This is a genomic window from Hungatella sp. (assembly GCF_046966825.1).
The window spans coordinates 60243-76663 of sequence record NZ_JBKVCZ010000010.1 but is presented as its reverse complement, the minus strand read 5'-3'; the positions used below and the strand labels follow the sequence as shown (position 1 = coordinate 76663).

The following is a 16421-nucleotide window of genomic DNA, read 5'->3' as shown; positions in this document are numbered from 1 at the left end:
TCTTATGCTTCTCTTTCCATAAGTTCCATTAATTTTTCAGCCGCACATACGGCAAATTCCTTATCGTTGATGTTGTAATCCAGTTCCATGATCTCAACAGCGTCCCGGTTCACCCCGTCACGCAGCGTCTGAAACAGCACCTGATCTTCCTTTGGTCCGTAGAATGGCTGGCCGTCCGCGTCGATGGCCGATACGCCTTTTAACGGAAGCAGCAGCGCAGTCTTTCCGGAAGCCAGATTCAGCTTCTCAGTCAGCTTTTCTCCAACCTCTCTATTTTCATCGGCCGTGGTCCTCATCAGGGTAACGGTCGGGTTATGTTTATAGAGATTTCTTCCCGCAAATTTCTGCGGAACCGTATCGAACGGTCCGAAATTCACCATATCCATGGCCCCTACTGAAACCACCTGGGGAATCCCGCAGCGGGCCGCCGCCTCACAGCGCGTCTGGCCTGCTGCCAGGACTCCGCCTACCACCTCGTCACACCACTCCGTCGTGGTCAGATCCAGCACGCCCTTAAAGAATCCGGCGTCCGTCAGCGCTTCCATTGTCCGCCCTCCGGTACCGGTCGCATGAAATACCAGGACTTCATACCCATGCGTCTCCAGACACTCCTTTGCAAATCCAACACACGGAGTCGTAACACCGAACATGGTCGCAGCAACCAGAGGCTTGTGATCTCCTATCTCCGGCTTCAGCTCCTCTTTCAGCCTCACCATTCCGCAGACGGCAAGGACCGCATTTCTGAAAATCACCTTTGAGATGGAGTTCAGCCCGGCCACATCTACAATGGACGGCATCATCACAATGTCGCTGGTGCCCACATACTGTTCCACGTTGCCGGAAGCCATGGTTGACACCATAAGCTTGGGAACTCCGATGGGCAGCGCCCGCATGGCCGGAGTCACCATGGAAGTTCCCCCCGAACCTCCAAATGACAGAATCCCGTCAAACCTGCCTTCCCTGTACAGCTGAGGAACCAATGTCTCCATTCCTTTTGACAGCGCCTCTGTCGCCATAGCCCGGTCCTTTCGTTCCACAATGGCGCGGATATCGTATCCGGCCGCGGCTGCCACCTCCGCGTTGGACACGTCCGGCGTAAACTCTGGTTCAAACACGCCGGTATGTATGGTTAATGCGTGCAGCCCCAACTCCTCAACCAGTCCCTTTACGTAGAGATATTCCTTTCCTTTCGTATCAAAGGTTCCTGCGATTGCTATTGTTTTCATGTAAACCTCTCCTTCTTTTCAGCGAAACCCGGCCGTGATTTTCGCTGTATTTCTACCCCCGTTTTTGCTTCCCTGCTACAAATATATTGTACACTTCCCTCATTTCTGAATAAATGTTGTTAGTTTATCTTCTCTTGTGTTTATATTTCTAAATGTTGTTGTTTTTATTAACTATCCTTGTGTTTATATTAGATTTAGAATTTAAAGCGATTTGCAGCGCCTGGAGATGCGTTTTCTCGCTTTTTTACTTTTGGGTACAAAAATGAGAGGCAGCGGTACTTTTGCGGTATCGCTGCCTCTCTGTTCATGATTTGATCTTTTTTCAATTATATAAAGTGATCTTCTATTTCATATACGCATTGAGAAGAATGGAATCATCCTCTGCATTTACATGGAGCCGTCCCCAGTCAAAAAGCAGGAAGCCCTCCTCGTCCGTTCCGGTCGAAGCGGATTGATAATGTTCCATTAATTCGTCATAGTCATCCTCTGTGGTATTTTCAAATGTCACCGCCAGATAAGAGCGATAATCCTTGTTGTCTGATTTCCCAAAAGAAGTAAAATACGTATTTCCCACTGTACCCACCGTTTTTTCCAGAATATCAGGAATATCCGCATCGTCTATATTGGGATAAACACTGCTTGATGTGTTTGCCCTTCCGCCGCATGCGGTCAGGGACAGTGGTATCATGATCAGCAGAACACATGCAAGCATTGTGATCTTCCTTAATTTCCTAAACGCACAATCTTTCTTAGCGCTCCATATAGAAAGTAATAACCTCCACATTTCCATCCATCTCCTTATTCCCAGTATGAAATCCACATTTTTTCGTATAGAATGCGATGTTCTCCTCTTTATCCGCAGGCGTTTCCAGCGTAATCCGCTTCCAGTCAGGAAAAACGGACAGCATATGCCGAAATGCCCGGGAACCGATTCCCTTCCCCTGATATTCCGGAATAATACATAAACACCCCAGATGGTACTGTCTATCCCCTCTGTTCACGAGAGAAATCACACCAACAGGGACTTCCTTACTCAAAATAATGTATTTGGGAAATCCGGCAATGGATAATTCCATCGCTTCCTTCGTCTTCCCATACGCCGGGCATTCCCCGTAGCGAATGTAATCCGCATGGAAGGCCGCATTATACATTTCAATCAGAAGTTCCGCGTCGTCCTGCACGGCTTTTCTATAATTCAGTTCCATTTTATCATGCCTTCCATCATAGCCTCATTTGGCTTACGATATTTTCCACCTGCATATCCAGCATTTCCGCCACGTGTTTGGCGACAGCGCGATGCCCCGCCGGATTACCCGCATAGCCCAGAGGAGCAGCCTCCCTGATTACACTGCCGCCCTGGAGCCATTTTTCCATGCCTTCCTCATTCAGCGATGATGAGACCAACTGTTCCGCAGTCTCCAAATCAACCAGTTCCGGACAAAAATAATGAAGAACCGCAGTCTCAAACGCACCTGCATGAATATCCAGCAAGCCGTGTTCTGAAGGTTCCTCCTCTTCAAACCACTCCACTGGATAGTCCGGATCCACAACCAACAGAAAATTCTCATCTCCCCGCCAGCCATACAATTGTAAATCCATTGCATTCACGACCAGTTTGACCGAAAGATCCAGCTTTTCATTCACTTCTTTAATTGTTTCAATAATACTGTTTACATGGAAGGAATCTCCATGATAGTTAAAGCAGTATACCTGGCGGAAGGAAAAATCCTTTACATTTTCAAATATTTCAAACAGCACCTGCCTCATAGTCTCCGACTTCAGCGAAAATGTCCCCGGAAAGCTCCCGGTACAGTGATTCACTCCCCAATAGTACGGCGGAAGTATCACACTCTCTTTCCCCATATGCTTTCGTTTTTCCTTCACAATCCTGCACATCGCATAACTCCAGTAAATATCAGCGCCTAACGGAAGATGCGGTCCATGCTCTTCAATGACGCCCAGAGGAAAAAGTGCCGGTATATTCTCAGCCCCCTGTTTCTGGACTTCCTACCAGTTCTCCTCAGCCATTGTCTTCTGAAAAATCGATTGAAACATATCATTCCCCTCCTAAAGTGTTGAAATTATCTGAAATTCCTATTCGGATTAACTCCTCGATGTATTTGGGCGTAAATGCTGCATACCGATCAGATACATCAAATGGTATTGCCAGATCGCGTACGCCCTTACGACTGTCTTTTGTAATTCTTAAAACCGGACAATACATATTACAATCTGCAAGAAAGGAATGGTCAGCCGCCAATATATGGACCACCGGTTCGCCCCCGGCCCCCTCCTCTGCAAACCACCAGTACACGTTCCCGTCTATCATAATTTTCCGCTTACCTTTTTTACTGACTCCCACAACTCCTCCTTTTTTGAAAATACTTCCGGCTTGACTCCCCATTAAAACTCCAATAGCGGAATGACATTTATGACCGGTTCCTCATATGGGTGAATCTTTTTAACCGTATTGACCGCACTCTCTGCCAGTTCAACCGGACAGCGCACCTCCATTTTGACTTCAGTGCCGCAGCAAGCAAGCTGTCTGTCATATAATTCCAGCGATTTTCTTCACCCTGCCTCTGATTTATATATGCTCATGACTTTCCCTCCCTTTCCTTGCATATTCCACCGGCGGAATGCCCGTATACTTCTTAAACATTCTGGAAAACTGGGCGTAATCTTCATATCCTACCATGGCGGCAACCTCCTTGCAGGAGGCATTTTTCTGCTCGAACAATTCCTTCGCCTTGTTCATACGGAACCGCACCAGATACTCTGTGAAGCTGCATCCGACTTCCTTCTTAAATTTGACACTTAAATAAGAACCGGACACGTGGGCTACCACCGCCAAATCCCTCAGCTGAATTTCCTTCATATAGTGCTCTTCGATATATTTTTTCACAAATTCCACGTAATCGCCCGGATTCCAGTTTCCGTTCAGAAGCTTGGACATGGGGTCTTTTTCGTCAAAGCTTCCGTAGCTTTTGAACGCCTTCGTCGTATTTAAAATCGCCCGTTCCGTAGGAATCCGGTCGAAGGTTGAACCGCCTATGTAGCCCTGACATTTTGTATTCTGGTACAGATACAGCATGTCGATCGGCGTATTGGCCGGTCCGGCATAGATCATCTTTATGACATCGCTTCGAATCTCGTCACTGGCATTGAATATCTCGTCCGATATCTTTCTCGCATCATTGATAGAGATATACTTTTTCGCCCCCAGAAATCCGCCCTTGGTCAGCCCCAGATGAGCGCAGATCACATCGGCTCCGGCCAGCGTCATCTTCCTGGCCTGCTCCGCGTCCACGACAAAGGCAATGGTGAATAAATCAAGAAAGTGAGCCAGCTTAATGGCCTCCACTTCCTTCTCATAGGTATTCCCCTCTTCGCTCAGTGCTTCCCCGAACTTCCCGTCAATCAGCGACAGCGTAGGGTAATTTACAACGCCGGAAAAACCATTTTCACGGATCTTTTGCAGATAATCATAGAGATTGATCATCGGATCACTGGCAAACAGGCCAAAAAGCACCGGCGTATCCCTTATGATCGGCAGCAGTTCGTTGCAGCCCATATCCATCACAATCGTGTTGCTGTCGCCATAACACAGATAGCTGGAGAAGGAGCTTCTTCCCATAATCCTGAACTTCCCGGCACTCAGCGCCAGAAGTAAATCCGCCCCTCCCATGGCCGAATATCTGGCAGTCATGCCCGAGCCTGCCACCGTACCTATAATGTGTCCATTTACGTTGATCTGCGCGCGAAGGCGCTTTAGAATTTCATTTCTGGGAATCATTTTGCCTCCTGGGAGTATGTCATGTTCCTTGTATATCATGTTCCTTGTATTTTACCGCGTTGTGGGGGAAATGTAAACGTGTTGGGGGAAGATTGCTTCCTCTGCCATAACTGTTCCCCTCTGTCAGTACAAAAAACCGGGGGCTTCCGCCCCCGGATCACTAACCATCTGAAAATATTCAACAAAGACTACACTCTTCTATATTCCAACGGCAGATCATATCCAAACGTCCGTTTTCCGTTCACCTCGAAGGTCTCCGAGACCTCCAGCACCTCACTGTCGAATCTCTCCTCCAGCTTAAATTTCAGCACCGGTGAGAACATGCTGACACCTTTTCCCACAAAGGCTCCGTTCTCCTCGTGATAAATGATCGGTGTGAACTTCTCTGAAATCTTCAGACTTTCCCATGCAGTCTCTTTTAAGTTCTCGCTGGTAAAGTTCTCCTTCGTGTATCCCTCCGGCATATCGTAGGAGGTCAGCTTGATGCCTCCCTCTTCCTCCGTAAACAGGAACAGATGCGGCATTGCATTCGTCTTGCCGTCCGTCGTATAATAGCTCTCCTCCAGAACGAATACTCCGGAAAAATCTGCCGGCAGCCCCGTTATCCGGTCATTGCACACGGTATTCCTGTGCTCCGCCCTGGGATAACCGGTGATCCCTTCTCTTTCGAACCGTTCCAGCTGCTGCGAATTATCAAAATGGCCTGTTAAGTAACCAATCAATCGTTCCATCATCGTCATATGGCATTCTCCTTTCGTATCACATCATTTTCCAGAAATCAGCCATATCATACCACGATAGTAGGAAACTGTAAATAATTCTCAGGGAAAGATCACAAAAGTTTCACACTCTGGCAGTCCTTCCTATCTATAATCGTCTACGTCAAACTCCCGGTCTTTGAAATAGTATTTCCGGTCTTCTTCCGTAATGTAGCGGATCACACGGCAGGGATTGCCCACGGCTATCGCATTATCAGGAATATCCTTTGTCACAACGCTGCCGGAACCGATTACAACGTTATTGCCGATATGGACGCCCGGATTGATAACGGAATTTCCGCCGACCCAGACATTATCCCCGATCATCACGCCGATTCCGTACTCATATCCACTGTTTCTCGAATCGGGATGAACCGGATGGCCAGCCGTATAGACCGCCACATTAGGGGCAAACATGACATTTTCGCCGATTACCACCTTTGCAACATCCAGTATAACACAGTTGAAATTCGCATAGAAATTATTTCCGGCTTCAATGTGGGTTCCATAATCACAGCGGAACGGCGCCTCCACAAAGATATTCTCACCCGTTTTTCCGAAGATCTCACGGATCAGCGCATCTTTCTCTTTTTCCGCCTCCGGAGGCAGATTGTTATAGCGGTGAACCCGTTTTCTGCTCTCCTTCCGCTCCTCCTCGAGTCCGTCCTCCCACGCCTTATATGGCAGTTCGCTTAACATTCTTTCTCTCTGATTCATCTTTACTTCCTCCTCATGATCGATTCTGTCTCTGTTTCATCACTGTTTCATCACTTCTTCATCACTTCTTCATCTCTATTCCATTTCTTCCCACAAAGCTTCCAGGGCCAGCCGCTTCATTCCTTCTTCGTAATCCCGTTCCAGATTTTCTGCGAAGATAAGATCCATATGGAATTTCCCTTCCAGAAGCCTCCCGCTGTATGCCCTCAGCTGCTCCTGCAGCTCCTCTGTAAAGAAATCACCATAAAATATGAGCGTTTCCGGAGCTACCGTAAACCCATACACCGCGGTCAGCAGCTTTAGGTTCTCCAGGACGTCGTGCTCTCGCCCATAATCCAGTGAATCCCATGAAACCGGCACGGGAAGACCGGCGAGCTCGCCAGCACAGTGGGACGTTCCATAATAGATCTTCCCCTGAATTACGAGTCCTGCGCCCGGCGGATAAATTCTCGGGAGATAGATTCCCGCCACCGTAGCCTTTTCCACGTCCCCTTCCCGGCAGGCGCCGTAGGTCATGGCATTGATATCGTTCTCGAAGACTACCGGAAGATGGTAGCGCTCCTTATAATGGGCCATAAATTCCGGCCCGACGAGCGCCTGGTAATCATGAATGGTCACCACATCATCCACGACCTCCCCCGGGAGCCCAAATGCCAGCAGACCGATTTCCGGAAAACGGCCGATCACATCGTCGAGAACCGCCTCAAAGCTCTCCACCAGGATCTCGTCGAAATACTCTTCTTTCCGCCATACACACTCGCCCATCAGATTGACGACAGCCAGATGCATCAGATTTCTTCCTTCACTCTGATGGCCGTACAGCAGCACCGCATACCGGTAATCCGGCCGGTACTGGTACCGCGTGCTGGGGCGTCCTCCCCCGGAAGGGGCCAGCCCCGACTGCACAACCTCCCCTGTCTTCAACAAATCCTCCAGAAGGCTGTTGATCGTGACCACACTCAGTCCGGTACGGTCCGCCAGCTCAGGCTTGGTCGCCTCCTTACACTGCCGGAGGATCCGGCGAAGCTGCCTCTTATTCAATTCCTTCATCAGCTTTGCATCTGCTCCCATGCGCGCCTCCTTTCCTATGCAGAAGTTTTATCAGCTCCCATTACTAAAATATCTTTATAAAGTCTCTTTCATAAGTTATCACAGAAAAAGGAATCTGTCAATCGAATTTGCTTTAAGCCAGATTCCTTTTTGTAGGATACTCCGGATAAAAGGATCGCCGTTCTTTAGGATCCGGAGGTCCGCCGTCATTCATGCAGCCGTTTAATAATCTTAAATATAATCGTTCCCTCCATCACCAGCGGCTGGGAATGTGCGAAAAACACGATTCCATCGGCCGGAGAGAGAATCTGGCTGATCACTTCCCCTTCATAGGGGTCGATAATCTCCGCCAGCACATCACCCCGCGCGGCCTCTTCGCCCGGCCGGAAACGCGGTTTATAGAGTCCGGCCCGGTCGGTCCTGACGCTGGCGAGATCGCCCTCCTCGATCACCGTGGCGATATAACCGCTGTGGCTCTGATAGCGCACCATTCCCATCCGTGTGAGAAAGCGCAGCACCGCCGCCACCGCCCGCTTCGCCGACTCTTCGTCAATCTTATCGGTAGCGCTGGAGTACACGGAAAACGCATTGGTCTGATTCATCTGCCAGTTATAGTTTAACGTCGTCGTGTCAAACGGACTCACCTTCCGGACCACCACATAGGGCAGGCCAAATAAGTTTGCCAGGCTCGGGTTCTGGTAGCCCGTGTCCATCATCCGCACATGCGGTACAAAGTCACCGGGTATGTAGAAACTCGTAAACTGTATGCCATAATTATACTGGCGCGCCACATCGAAGACACCGGAAGCGATCCGTTTCGTCGTCTCTCCGCCCGGATCCCCCGGATACATGCGGTTGATATCCGTATCATCGGTGGGCCAGAACCGCTTGCTGATATTCATGGAGGACGGATTGACGGAAGGGATCACCAGAATCTCGTTATTTTTTACGATCGCTCCCCGCTCCTCCAGCTCCTTTAATTTCCTGACCAGCTGGGAGCAGATGTAGAGCTGCTGAATTTCATTGCCACGGCAGGCGCCCACGATGCAGGCCGATTTCTCACCTTTTCCGAAATGATATCCGTAGATATTCATGTCCGCCCGGTACAAATTCTTCAGGGTATAGATGACTTCCTTCCTCATTCGCCCTCACCTCCCAGCACACGTGCGATCAGAGAGCCGTTGGAGACCACCGGATATTCCCGTAGTGTAAAGATCATGCCCTCCACCGGGGATACCACCGTCTCCAGAACAGTCCCATCAAGAGGATTTAATATCTCCCCAATCCGTTCCCCCACTCCCACCATCCCCTGGTGCTCCATCGATGGAAGGAAGATTCCCGCCGTATTGGCGTGAACCAGACCGATTTTTCTGTTATCCGAGGTCATGGGTTCCTTCGGAGCGATCGTCTCCCCTTCCCAGATGCCGAGCCGCTTCATCAGACACAGAATCCCCTCCGTCAGCCGGAGTCCGTAGCTCTTCGTAATCCTCATGCCCACGCCCATTTCCACCACAACCGTAGCACGCCACTGGTATTCAGCCCGTGAGCCAGCGTGGATTCCAGGACAGTGGCTGCCCCGTGAACCCAGATAAAATCCGTATTCAGCAGCTTTGCGTAGGGAAGCAGCTGTTCGGCCGTCCCCTCACTCATGCGCACCTGCAGGATCTCGCGCAGGAAAATATTGCTGGCATGAATATCCACACAGAAATCCGCCCCTGAAATATCTTCCATAATCTGCGTGGCGATATGCTCCGTCACCGCCCCCTCTTCACTTCCCGGAAATATCCGGTTCATATCGATATCAAACCCGGGGACGCCTCTCGTAATGGAATCCACGCCCAGCGGATTCATGGCCGGATAAATATCCACGATCCCCTTTACCCGTTCCTTCTGTTCCCTCAAAATCCGGTTCAGCTCGTAGCAGACGTACTGTCCCTCCAGTTCATCCCCGTGTATGCCGGTCACGATGCAGATCCGTTTCTCATTTCCCGTCATTTTCTCCGGCTGTATTCTGTTTTTAAAGATCGTAAGCCGCTCGTCAATCGCGAGCCCTACGGATGCCACAGTCTCTATCATTTATCTCATCACCCTTTTCGGAAGCTGCTTCTTTACAATTCCAGTTAAGGATACCGCAGGCACCAAAAAAGGTCAAGCAAAAGGCGCAGGAATGAGGTAGAGTATCATACGTCCAGTGCGCTGGCCATGGCGTTCAACAGACCTGATGTCTCGAGAAAATGTATCTGCATCCGCCGGTGCCGGCCACAGCCATCACGACCGCGACGCCCCCGACTGCAGCGAGAAGCGGAATGGTCAGACTCCCCGCCGTAAAGCCGCCTACGCTCATGACTCCCGAAACGCTGATGCTGTTCACAGGAAACAGCATCAGTATGCGCCTTGCCGTCTGGCTTCCCGGATTTAAAAACATGGGAGCCAGATAGGTGACGGCCGCCAGGATAATGGATACAAAAGAGCTCGGACAAAGGACTGAAAACAGCAGGGTAAGCCCGGTCACCGTGATGGTGGACATCATCGCCAGAAACGCCGTCAGGAGAGCCGCCTCATAGCATTTGAGCGGCTGCGCAATCCTCGAAAATACCATCAGCTCGCTCAGCTGGATATCTGTATTCCAGCCCTCCAGTCCCCGTCCGGCGGCAAACAGCAAAAATCCCACCACCAGAATCACCGCTTCCATCGTGATGCTGAAGCAGAACGCAGATATCACCTTTGCCAGAACGCACCGTTTCTTCCCATACCGCGAGGTCAGAATCAAAGCGTCCATCCCGCTGGTATACTCGTCGGAAAAGACAGGGGAAACGATAATGACCACCAGAATTCCGGACATCAGAACGATATACATCATGCTGTATAAGAAGGATTCCCACCGGCTGGACACACCGATCACCGGCGGCTCATCGAATTCCGGAAATACCTCCCGCACCGTTTTGCCGTTCCACGTTCCATCCCGCTCCGCAAACAGATTCGCGACCGGATAATACGTATTGTTGGACACGTCTCCCGTCGTCATCCCATCCGTTCTCGGAAACGCGGTCAGAATCTCCTGCACCTTCTCATCGGTCAGGGGACCGGCAAAACGGTTTGCAATCTCCGTGTTGTACCGCTCCGCCTCAGTTCCGTAAATCATCTCCCCCTCCTGCGTGACAGCCCATTCATTTCCAAAGATCCACGACCAGAGCATGGTAGCGTAAATAAGGGCAAACGCTCCCAGCGCGATGAAAACAAGCTTCTTTTTTAATAATTTAGAAAATTCGAATTTTATTAATTGTTTCATCAGCTATTCTCCTCCTCAAAATAGTACAGGTACAAATCTTCCAGAACTGGTTTCACCGGAACGGCATTTCCGGCAGGCTTACGCTCGGAAATCACACGTAGTATGGAGTAATCGCCTTCATTTCTCAGATTTCCAATGGTATACTTCTCATTCCAGCGATCCGCTTCACTGGCCGGTACTCTGCATTCCCAGACAAATCCCGTGATCTCCTTCGTCACTTCTTCCGGTTTTCCCTGATGAACCAGTTTTCCCGCTTTCATAACGAGAATCTCATTGGCAATGTATTCAATATCGGAGACGATATGGGTGGACAGCAGCACAATCTTATCCTTGGAAAAAGAGCTGATCAGGTTTCGAAACCGCACCCGCTCCTTCGGATCCAGCCCTGCGGTCGGCTCATCGAGAACGAGGATCTCCGGATCATTAAGCATGGCCTGTGCGATTCCCAGCCTCTGTTTCATTCCGCCGGAAAATGTCCTGATCTTCTTATTTTTCACCTCGGACAGCCCTACCAGCTCCAGAAGTTCCAGTGTCTTTGCCGCTGCGGCGCTCTTCCCCAGCCCCTTCAGCGCCGCCATATACATCATGAATTTATTTGCCGTAAATTCCGGGTAATAGCCGAACTGCTGGGGCAGATAGCCGAGAACCATCCGGTAGGCGTCCCCCTGTTCCGAGATGGGCCGCCCGTCGTAGAGCACCTCCCCTGAGGTCGGTCTCAAAATATCACAGATCATACGCATCAGCGTAGTCTTCCCCGCCCCATTGGCTCCCAAAAGTCCATACACCCCCGCTTTCAGGGTGAAATCCATGCGGTCCACCGCAATTTTCGCTCCATACTGTTTCGTCAGTCTGTCTATCCGAAGTTCCATATGACTGTCTCCTCTCTATCCATCTGTTTTACTACCCCGTATCCGCTCACAAGCAGGAGTACGAAGCCCGCTATTCCGATACCTGCCGCCATTCCCGCCGAAACCGTAACCGGCAGCTCCGGAAGATACTGCCTGAGCATCAGGATTCCTCCCGCCATAAAAATCCCCGCCGCGGTGAGTACATACCCGCTGCAGTGGCGTTTCAGCACTTGAAACAGCCCCAGATATACCGCGTTCGACACCTGGAACGGCAGAAGCAGGGCGAGGACAGCCTCCGTAAATCCGGTTCCCCGGCTTCCCACAGCCGCCATCAGAAAAATCAGGAACACGCCGTCCACCGTACCCAGGACCGCCATTTTGGCAGCCATCAGCTTTCTTAAATTGAAGCAGCAGCTCTGTTCCAGTTCCCACATTCCAAGGCTGAAGCTCTTTGTAAGCTCCGGCACACAGATCACGCCCAGAAACGGAATCATGGCCGACAAATTCCAGAGATACCATTCCTCCGTCTGCCTGCCCGAAACCCATATGGCCAGAAGCAGAAATACTGCCTGTAAAATCCAGACCGACGGCGATATAAACCGGGCCAGCCGCCACATATGCCGCCACATGCCCGTAGCCGGAGTCAGGCGCTTTTTATCCAGCTCCTCATTTAAAAGAACCCGTAATTTTTGCTCCTGAAGGGCTGTCATATCCGGCGCCTCATACTGCCTCAGCACGCTTCTCATCGCTTTCTCCTCATCGGAGACTCCAAACACCCGTTTCATATCTGTAAATCACCGTCCTTTCCTAAGAACTGCCTCATCTTTTCCATTCCCTGTTTCAATCTGGATTTCACGGTAGGGATTCCCGCCCCCACGACCGCGGCAATTTCCTTCAGCTTCATATCATAATAGAATCTTAGAATAATCACATCCTTCTGCATCTCCGGAAGCCTGTTTAATGCCGCCTGTACGCTGTCCCGCATTTCCGCCCGGCGGTATCCCTCCTCTTCCTCCTGTACGCCTTCCAGCGCCTCCTCTTCCATGGTTACGAATTTCCTGCTGCGGAAGTAATCGCTGCACACATTCCGCGCAATTCCAAAAATCCAGGCCCGGAAATGATTCCGCTCCGTATACCCATCCAGAAACCGGATCACATGGAGGAACGTCTCCTGGGTGCAGTCATAGGCGCTCTCCGCATCTCCCGTCTTATAGAAACAGAAATGGTAGATTTCCTGATAGTATTCTTTTACCAGGGTCTCAAACAGCGCCTTTTCCCCCTGTTTAATCCTCCTGATTACCTCTTTCTCATTCACTCCCTGTCACCACCCTTTTTCTGATTTCTGTCCGGTTTTCTGGCTTCCTCTGTGTTACATATAATATAACGCGGAAAACTTAAGAAAGGATTTAAATAAAATGGAAAATTTAACAGATGGGAAATTTCTCAGAAAAACAGAAAAGGCGAAAGCATCTTCTGCTTTCGCCCTCCCGGCTGTTCGGAAGCGGAGCCGGCCGCTTTCTCATTGCTGTCACACGATGATCCGGCGGCAGGCAACTGCGAACCGCTCAGAACAATCATCTACATTTTTCAGCAGTGAGTATATAAGACAACGGAAATCCCTTTCCGTCATACACTTCAGTTAAGCCGATATCATAATCAAACTCCTTCAGCCTGACGATCCTCATCTGTGAATCGCTGACCGCGTTGATTATGGCCGACATGGTATGGGAGAAACTGGTGAATGTCTTTGACTCATACGGTTCAGACATATATCCCATCCCCTCATTTTCGATCCATGGTTCCTTTCTGAAATAAGAATAGGCAGCTCTGTTTAAATGCTCCCCATCAAATTCAGGCTCGCCCGGCATGGGCAGCATGTTCATGACTGGGTGAAAATCATGGATCAATAAGATACCGCCTGGCTTTAAGCAGTCCGATACCTTCTGAAACAGCGGCTTCAAATCCTCAAACCATGTAATCGCTCCGATTGTAAACAGAATAAAATCAAAGCTGTTGTGATACTTCTCATCAATATCCAGAATATTGCACGAGACAAACCGGCAGTTCGAAATGCCTGCCTTTTCAGCGGTTTCAGACGCCTGTGCGATGATATTTTCCGCAATATCAAATCCGGTTCCGCTCTCCGCGCCAAGCTGCATGAGAGACAGCAGCTCCCGCCCGTTATTACAGCAGAACTGTGCGGCGCTCTTTCCTTTAAAATCCATGGACCGCAGCTCCGCCGCCATGTCCTTACAAAAAAACGGGAGATCCTCGTTCAGTAAACGCTTATAGTTCTCTTCTCCCCATCCATCCTGTTTATGGTCAAACGCCTCTTCCCAGGCTGCTTTATTATTTCCTATATAATCCATCTTCTGCTCCTTTGGGAGAGCTACCCTAACAAAGCCCTCCGCTTAATTATATTTTTCAGTTCCATACCGTTACCTCCTTTCACATTTATTATTACAATACCAGCATGGTATTCTAACCTGGTTACTGCTAAAAAACAGCCGCGGTCATCAAGCGCCGCGGCTGTTTCCAGACAATTTTCATTTTATCATATCTTTTAGGGGATTTCTATATATTTATGAAATTCCCTGGCCAAAAAGTTCTTTTTTATTCCGTATCCTGGTAAGGTTCCAGATACCTTAAGACCTCATCCAGAAACAGCTCCTGAGGCTGGCCAAACGATTCCTCCCGATATACCAGCAGATACTTAAGATCATAACGCTGGTCCATCTCGATCGGATACAGCGGAGTGCTGAACAACGGATTCGTCATGTCCAGAGAAACCCGCGGAACCAATTGGATACAATTTCGCTTAATCGTATACAGACGGGAAACGCCCACATCCCCCAGACAGGTAATAGACTTGGTATACCCCCGTTTCCTCATCTCACAAAACAGGGACCAGTAGACTAAGTCCTCCGCCCGGACAAAACCGGTGGCGATCTCGTAAGGCATCATATCCTCCAGCGATACCTGGTCCCGCCCATACAGAGGATGCTGTCCGCCCACCCCCACAACCAAATGGGATTTCAGAATATCCCAACTGGTCAGCTGGCTGTACTCCACCTTTGCCCGAACGTATTTTTCATTAAACTGATTGATCTGAAAAATCCCAAGGTCCAGACTGCCGTCGGAAAGTTCACTCAGAATCTGCCTCTGGTTGTTCCCTTTCAGCGCCACAGAAATATCCGGGTAGTGTTCCTTTAAATTAACGGCTGTGTTGCCCAGAATATTCATACAGCAGTATCCGTCCCCGCCGACCGTTACATTCCCCCGAACCTTTCCGGAGATTCTTCCCCGGACATCCTTAATATCATCCATATGTCGGCAGATGATTTTGGCATTTTCCAGAATATACTGACCTTCGGCCGTGATATGGACCCCCTTAGTCCCCCGCCGCAGCAGCTCCACGCCGAGTTCCGTTTCCAGCGTCTTGATCGATGTGCTGATGGATGACTGTGACGTATATAGCTCCCGGGCTGCCCGGGATATGGATCCATATTTTTCTACCGCAATCAAATATTCCAGTTGTGTCAGCTGCATATAATGCCCCTCCATGATGGACTCTGAGTACTGTCCTGTACTCCATTATATCAAAACCTGCTTCCACTTTACAACCGCAACGTGCCGGAAACTATGATCCAATGAAAAAACGCTTTTCTCAACAACTATCCATCGCATCGTTTCCCAGCCACTCCCACGTACGCCCGGTCCGGCGGTAATCTTTCCCGGTCAGCCTGCTGGCCAAAGTCAGTAACGCCTCAGTAACCGGCACCTCCACACCGCACTTTTCAGCCAGAGAGACCAGCAGCGCCACACCACAGCCGGCATCTTCCGTAATATACCGGTGATTCAGGCCGTCCGGACCCGAAAGATTACGAAAAGCCTCCAGCTCCGGGTGGGTCCCGCGCTCTTTCAGCATGTTCATAAATGGCCGTACCGGCGCAGCATACCATTCCATCTCCAGTGCTTTCAACACTTTGCTTCGCTCCTCCTCCAAAAGTTCCAGACATCGGATATAGGCGTCATTTATACCATCTGTAAAAAGTGCAAAATTTTCTTTTTTCTGCTCGATTCCCCCCAGGTTCAACAGCGTACCGGACAGATGCGTAAGTATATTGGGAGAATTTAAGCAGTTCTCCACCAGATTGGCCCCGGCTGTTAAGGGAAACAGATCCCCAAAACACTCCAGAGCCTTAAGCGTATCCGATGACGGAAACGCTGCCGCCCGCTTCTGCCCCGGAGGCATCGCAGACACATAGCGGCCCGGCTCCAAACGCCGGCAGGCCCAAAGGCACTCAGCCATCTCAGCCAGCAGGCCGTGATTTACCCCTTCCCTTCTGAACACCCGGTGAAATACCACCGTGCCCAGATTACCTGGCATAAGAAGGATATCATGGTCTGCGCGGACCCAGGGCGCCATCCATGCGGCGGTCTCCTCCTGCCGTCCGCTGGACACGCATACCAGAACCCGCCTCGCCTCCATGGCATCTGCAATACTGTAAGTCAAAACCGCGGGGCACAGTCCCGGGATCAGACCGGGACCTTCTGCCGCAATCCCCTTCCGGGCAATGGCTGCAAAGTCTTCCTCACACTGTTCTTTCCTGTCACACAGAATCACGTCATAACCATTTCCAATCAGCCAGGCTGCCGTAACGGCCCCGGCAGCCCCGGCACCCACAACTGCAATTCGTTCCTTCATATCTACACTTCCCTGTGACTTCTGCCGTA

At 50.2% G+C, this 16421-nt stretch carries 18 protein-coding genes and 1 pseudogene; all 19 read right to left on the bottom strand.

The window, feature by feature from the left end; all coding sequences use genetic code 11:
* Positions 1-2: 2 nt before the first annotated feature.
* The 19 genes and pseudogenes from ACLTD4_RS05300 to ACLTD4_RS05210 all read right to left on the bottom strand — a co-directional run bounded on the left by ACLTD4_RS05300 (position 3) and on the right by ACLTD4_RS05210 (position 16392).
* Positions 3-1226 (bottom strand): Tm-1-like ATP-binding domain-containing protein, encoded by a 1224-nt coding sequence (locus tag ACLTD4_RS05300; RefSeq protein WP_117633899.1) that lies wholly within the window; start codon positions 1224-1226, stop codon positions 3-5.
* A gap of 343 nt (positions 1227-1569) precedes the next feature.
* The gene (locus ACLTD4_RS05295) at positions 1570-1938 is read right to left on the bottom strand and encodes a hypothetical protein (RefSeq protein WP_038256803.1); all 369 of its coding nucleotides are present in this window, start codon (positions 1936-1938) and stop codon (positions 1570-1572) included.
* 37 nt (positions 1939-1975) lie between these two features.
* On the bottom strand, positions 1976-2431 hold the full coding sequence (locus ACLTD4_RS05290; protein ID WP_055659799.1) for a GNAT family N-acetyltransferase: 456 nt from the start codon (positions 2429-2431) through the stop codon (positions 1976-1978).
* A gap of 16 nt (positions 2432-2447) precedes the next feature.
* A pseudogene (locus ACLTD4_RS05285) lies at positions 2448-3218 on the bottom strand (creatininase family protein); the annotation flags it as partial.
* A gap of 64 nt (positions 3219-3282) precedes the next feature.
* Positions 3283-3588, bottom strand: a complete 306-nt coding sequence (locus ACLTD4_RS05280; protein ID WP_055659795.1) for a hypothetical protein — start codon at positions 3586-3588, stop codon at positions 3283-3285.
* Between the two features lie 225 nt (positions 3589-3813).
* Entirely contained in the window at positions 3814-5022 is a 1209-nt protein-coding gene (locus tag ACLTD4_RS05275; RefSeq protein WP_029465492.1) for a phosphoenolpyruvate hydrolase family protein, read from the bottom strand.
* Between the two features lie 188 nt (positions 5023-5210).
* The gene (locus ACLTD4_RS05270; protein ID WP_002601085.1) at positions 5211-5762 is read right to left on the bottom strand and encodes a hypothetical protein; all 552 of its coding nucleotides are present in this window, start codon (positions 5760-5762) and stop codon (positions 5211-5213) included.
* Between the two features lie 123 nt (positions 5763-5885).
* Positions 5886-6497: a sugar O-acetyltransferase gene (locus ACLTD4_RS05265; protein ID WP_117633896.1), complete on the bottom strand. Its 612-nt coding sequence runs from the start codon at positions 6495-6497 to the stop codon at positions 5886-5888.
* Between the two features lie 75 nt (positions 6498-6572).
* Positions 6573-7568, bottom strand: coding sequence for an ROK family protein (locus tag ACLTD4_RS05260; RefSeq protein ID WP_117633895.1), 996 nt, complete (start codon positions 7566-7568; stop codon positions 6573-6575).
* 185 nt (positions 7569-7753) lie between these two features.
* Positions 7754-8689 carry a M14 family metallopeptidase gene (locus ACLTD4_RS05255; protein WP_002601088.1) on the bottom strand — a complete coding sequence of 312 codons (936 nt, stop codon included), beginning with the start codon at positions 8687-8689 and terminating at the stop codon, positions 7754-7756.
* Entirely contained in the window at positions 8686-9039 is a 354-nt protein-coding gene (locus ACLTD4_RS05250) for a hypothetical protein (RefSeq protein WP_412331190.1), read from the bottom strand. The genes ACLTD4_RS05255 and ACLTD4_RS05250 overlap by 4 nt, the downstream gene beginning before the upstream one ends.
* A complete protein-coding gene (locus ACLTD4_RS05245; RefSeq protein WP_412331189.1) occupies positions 9036-9623 on the bottom strand; it encodes a M14 family metallopeptidase in 588 nt (195 codons plus the stop codon). The genes ACLTD4_RS05250 and ACLTD4_RS05245 overlap by 4 nt, the downstream gene beginning before the upstream one ends.
* Positions 9624-9756: 133 nt before the next feature.
* Entirely contained in the window at positions 9757-10836 is a 1080-nt protein-coding gene (locus ACLTD4_RS05240; protein WP_117633894.1) for an ABC transporter permease subunit, read from the bottom strand.
* The gene (locus ACLTD4_RS05235; RefSeq protein WP_117633893.1) at positions 10836-11705 is read right to left on the bottom strand and encodes an ABC transporter ATP-binding protein; all 870 of its coding nucleotides are present in this window, start codon (positions 11703-11705) and stop codon (positions 10836-10838) included. Before ACLTD4_RS05235 ends, ACLTD4_RS05240 begins: the two co-directional genes overlap by 1 nt.
* The gene (locus ACLTD4_RS05230) at positions 11690-12469 is read right to left on the bottom strand and encodes a hypothetical protein (RefSeq protein WP_117633892.1); all 780 of its coding nucleotides are present in this window, start codon (positions 12467-12469) and stop codon (positions 11690-11692) included. Before ACLTD4_RS05230 ends, ACLTD4_RS05235 begins: the two co-directional genes overlap by 16 nt.
* Positions 12466-12999 carry an RNA polymerase sigma factor gene (locus ACLTD4_RS05225; RefSeq protein ID WP_117633891.1) on the bottom strand — a complete coding sequence of 178 codons (534 nt, stop codon included), beginning with the start codon at positions 12997-12999 and terminating at the stop codon, positions 12466-12468. The genes ACLTD4_RS05230 and ACLTD4_RS05225 overlap by 4 nt, the downstream gene beginning before the upstream one ends.
* Positions 13000-13258: 259 nt before the next feature.
* Positions 13259-14053 (bottom strand): class I SAM-dependent methyltransferase, encoded by a 795-nt coding sequence (locus ACLTD4_RS05220; protein WP_117633890.1) that lies wholly within the window; start codon positions 14051-14053, stop codon positions 13259-13261.
* Positions 14054-14297: 244 nt separating this feature from the next.
* Positions 14298-15233 (bottom strand): LysR family transcriptional regulator, encoded by a 936-nt coding sequence (locus ACLTD4_RS05215; RefSeq protein WP_055659767.1) that lies wholly within the window; start codon positions 15231-15233, stop codon positions 14298-14300.
* Positions 15234-15351: 118 nt separating this feature from the next.
* Positions 15352-16392, bottom strand: a complete 1041-nt coding sequence (locus tag ACLTD4_RS05210) for an NAD/NADP octopine/nopaline dehydrogenase family protein (RefSeq protein WP_117633889.1) — start codon at positions 16390-16392, stop codon at positions 15352-15354.
* Positions 16393-16421 lie beyond the last annotated feature (29 nt).